Genomic DNA, 527 nt, shown 5'->3' with positions numbered 1-527 from the left:
GAAGACGACCTCCGTTCGATGCCGCACTTCCTTGCGGCTGTCTCGTAGGTCGTCTTCGTTTCTCACTTGACCTAACTTTTTTTATACGTGCCACCCAAACGTCAGGGTGCGATGGCACAAGCCGAAACCGCTGCCAACGATGGAAGCACCGCCGACGAGAATACCGAAGCAGAAGATACCGAGGTCTTCGCCGTTCAGGTTGAGCTGCGACAGACGGCGACGATTCCTGTCCGCGCCAAGAGTCGAGCAGACGCATGGGACGCGCGGGAAATGCCACACACAAGCCGTGACCTCCAGCGGTACTTCGCTCGCAAGGATTTCCAAGGCGCACACTACGAACCCGAGGATGTCTTCGGAAACGAGAACCCGTCTGAAGCCCACATCGACGCTACTGGTTCTGATCTCGAAGTCGTGGTTGACGACACCGAGATCAACTCCGACCGACGGTAAGGCGTCGTCCGTGCGGTTCGCGGCCTAACTTTTTTATAGAGCCAAGACGAACAGAGGGGTGTGCGCGAAACAGACCT

1 protein-coding gene is annotated in these 527 nt (G+C 57.1%); it reads left to right on the top strand.

Translation table 11 applies throughout. The features are described from left to right. Positions 1–111: 111 nt before the first annotated feature. Positions 112–450: a hypothetical protein gene (locus tag EXE42_RS16635; RefSeq protein ID WP_137707026.1), complete on the top strand. Its 339-nt coding sequence runs from the start codon at positions 112–114 to the stop codon at positions 448–450. Positions 451–527 lie beyond the last annotated feature (77 nt).

Source organism: Halorubrum sp. SP3, assembly GCF_005435195.1.
Lineage (GTDB): Archaea > Halobacteriota > Halobacteria > Halobacteriales > Haloferacaceae > Halorubrum > Halorubrum sodomense.
The sequence above is the reverse complement of the archived record's forward strand: the minus strand, read 5'-3'. Positions and strand labels throughout refer to the sequence as shown.

What these genes read in the sequence shown, in the direction of transcription:
- EXE42_RS16635 (WP_137707026.1), top strand. Translation starts at nt 112, where the DNA reads ATGGCACAAGCCGAAACCGCTGCCAACGATGGAAGCACCGCCGACGAG.